Annotated in this window: 3 protein-coding genes; all 3 read right to left on the bottom strand. The window is 45.5% G+C overall.

What is annotated here, in order from left to right:
* Positions 1-181: 181 nt before the first annotated feature.
* The 3 genes from AC1931_RS15340 to AC1931_RS15330 all read right to left on the bottom strand — a co-directional run bounded on the left by AC1931_RS15340 (position 182) and on the right by AC1931_RS15330 (position 2,549).
* Positions 182-1,864, bottom strand: a complete 1,683-nt coding sequence (locus AC1931_RS15340; protein ID WP_483878149.1) for a hypothetical protein — start codon at positions 1,862-1,864, stop codon at positions 182-184.
* Positions 1,865-1,971: 107 nt separating this feature from the next.
* Entirely contained in the window at positions 1,972-2,259 is a 288-nt protein-coding gene (locus AC1931_RS15335; RefSeq protein ID WP_483878148.1) for a HigA family addiction module antitoxin, read from the bottom strand.
* A gap of 11 nt (positions 2,260-2,270) precedes the next feature.
* On the bottom strand, positions 2,271-2,549 hold the full coding sequence (locus tag AC1931_RS15330; protein WP_483878147.1) for a type II toxin-antitoxin system RelE/ParE family toxin: 279 nt from the start codon (positions 2,547-2,549) through the stop codon (positions 2,271-2,273).
* Between the last annotated feature and the right edge of the window lie 168 nt (positions 2,550-2,717).

The following is a 2,717-nucleotide window of genomic DNA, read 5'->3' as shown; positions in this document are numbered from 1 at the left end:
GTGGCCTTTGAGCCGTGCCCGAAGGGCATCGGTCTCCAAAGGCTGGTTCGTCCGCCTGCGGACGGACTAGCCGAACGGCTCAAAGGCCACCCCGTTCATTCCGACCGCAGGTCGGGATGAACGCCGCGCTCTGCGGCGATTTTGGAGCGCAGCGGAAAAATTGTCCGACAGCAGCGTTTTGTTAAGCATTTTTTCTATGTATATTGAAAAGAAGACCGACTGGTGATTTGTTAACTTTTTCATTTTCTTCAGCTAAGTCTCTTATTGATTGTGGAATATCTTTTAATTTCGGAACATCAAACATTTGATTTGCAGCTATTGTCGCCATTCCCCAAACTGGCGTTCCAGTAACCGCTGCAGCCACCTCCAATGAGCCTACAACTAGCCAAGAACCAATGTCCTTCCCAGCAAATTTCCATTTCTTATTACTCAAAGCATCTAGGTTCTTTTTATGTTGGCTAAATGCTGAATTTATGTTTTCGAATATATGATCTCGGCTTCGATGAAAATTAGCGGGGTTTGCTGCGATTAAATCATTTACCCCTTTACCTAAAATATTCCTAATTTCATCCATCGCACCCTCTTTTCGTATTTCAATAAGCGCTTCCGGAGGGATATTGCCAATCCACTGCATATCGCCTGATGAAAGATCACTTAGTCCTTTTACTACATGGAGGTCCTGCGAATTAAGTGCCGATTCAGCTCTTTCTGCATCGTATTCCATTTTCCAAACTAGATACTGCCAAGAAGTCGGAGCATCTATTATAGGAGTACCATTTAGACGTCGGGACTTAATGAGCATCTCATTGCTGACGGACATGCGACCAAGAGCCAAACTCGCCAACGCCACTCCTGGAGTAATTTGACCAAAAGGCTGCATATGATCACTTTTCATGGCCCTTTCTATCTGGTCTCCAATATCACCACTCCAATTGGAGTCAAATAAAACCCTGCTTCCGTCGGATATTTCAGCAATAGTTCTTTCAATGGAATCCAGTGAACCACAAAAATCCATCAATTCTTCGAAGGACTCGAAATCTCGCCCAAACAATTTACCGGAATGTACTAAAGAATCTTCTTTTCCTAGGCGATGAAAAAACTCACTCTCCCCTTCTTTCAAAATAGCCATGTCAGGCAATACAACAACAATAGGTTCATCGACATCTGCACATGCCAACTCTTTGTATTGCAGGATATTCATCGCATGTTTCATGAAGTAATAGGCTTTATCGGAAAGACTATAGCGCTCAAAAATAACTTTTGATCTTAAAAACGGATCTGGAAGCACAATAGTATCAGTATATAAACCACACTTAGACGCAATGTTTTCATCATGTGACGGAAAAAGGTCGCCACCAAAAATTCCCTTCACATTATGGTGCATATCTTCCACATGGATATGTGCGACCTCACCAACTCCATCCCAAAACTGATCTATCACTTCAAGAAATTTATCAAGATTTTGGGTTATTTCTTTAATCGATGCTTCGCTATTTTTTGCTGCCATTCCTGCATCATGCGGCGTCATCCCTCGTTGATTCATTATCTTAAAGAAGCCGCCAAAATTATCTTCTATGAATTTGAAATACATATTCTGTATTTCACTCAAAGACGTTTCCTTTTTTAGCTCTTCACGATCATGCATGGCGGTAACAGCTAGGGCCATAGATCTTACAAGACCATCTACCGTGTCTAGATCTACCTCGCCATCAGGACCGGTGCGAACGGCGAGAAGACTCTTCTCAACATCAAGTCCTTCGGCAATTCTTATTTTTCCTGCTTTGAATTGATCCTGAAGAACTTTCAGTCGTCGACGAAGTCTTTTCTCATATTCAACTTCTTCGATTTCCTTCTCGTTGCTCATATTGAACTCCAATTTCGATGAGATGCTTAACGGTGGCCATCACCGGTGACAAAACCGCAGCAAAGCGGAGGTTTGACATCCGGTGCATGGCCTGGTTATGTGCTGCTTCAGGCTGCGACAAGCTTTTTAACCCTGAGTTCTTTACGAAACTGTTCAGCATGCCAGAGTTCATATTGAGACTGCTGGTTCAGCCAACTTTCTGCCGATGTATCAAACGCAATAGAAAGCCGTATAGCCATTTCGGGACTAATACCAGCCTTGCCGTTAAGCACAGCGCTCAAAGTCTTGCGGCTTACGCCCAACGCTTCTGCAGCCGCCGTAACCGTCAAATCAAGGGGCTCCAAGCAAAGCTCGCGCAATACTTCGCCGGGGTGGGGAGGATTGTGCATCAACATAGGTAACTCCTTTAGTGGTAATCTTCGTAATTCACTATCTCTGCATCTCCGTTCTCAAACCGAAACGTCACTCGCCAGTTACCACTGACCGTCACTGACCAGATTCCAGTTCGATTTCCAGAGAGTTCGTGTAGCCGAAGCCCGGGCAGGTCCATATCTTTGGAATCTGACGCTGCATTTAGTCGACCGAGAATAAGCCGAAGCCTCTTAGCGTGAGCGGCCTGAATCCCTGCAGTGCTGCCAGACTTGAAGAATTTAGCCAAACCTTTGTGTTTGAAACTTCGAATCATTGGCCGAATGTACCCTGTAACGTGTCAGGTGTCAATACTCATAACGGGGTGGCCTTTGAGCCGTGCCCGAAGGGCATCGGTCTCCAAAGGCTGGTTCGTCCGCCTGCGGACGGACTAGCCGAACGGCTCAAAGGCCACCCCGTTCATTCCGACCGCAGGTCGGGATGA

The sequence above is a fragment of the Pelovirga sp. C15f genome, assembly GCF_057178085.1.
This window is presented reverse-complemented; position numbering and strand designations above follow the sequence as displayed.

Excerpts from the sequence above, each read along its gene's own strand:
- AC1931_RS15340 (WP_483878149.1), bottom strand. The coding sequence starts at position 1,864 with ATGAGCAACGAGAAGGAAATCGAAGAAGTTGAATATGAGAAAAGACTT.
- AC1931_RS15335 (WP_483878148.1), bottom strand. The coding sequence starts at position 2,259 with ATGTTGATGCACAATCCTCCCCACCCCGGCGAAGTATTGCGCGAGCTT.
- AC1931_RS15330 (WP_483878147.1), bottom strand. The coding sequence starts at position 2,549 with ATGATTCGAAGTTTCAAACACAAAGGTTTGGCTAAATTCTTCAAGTCT.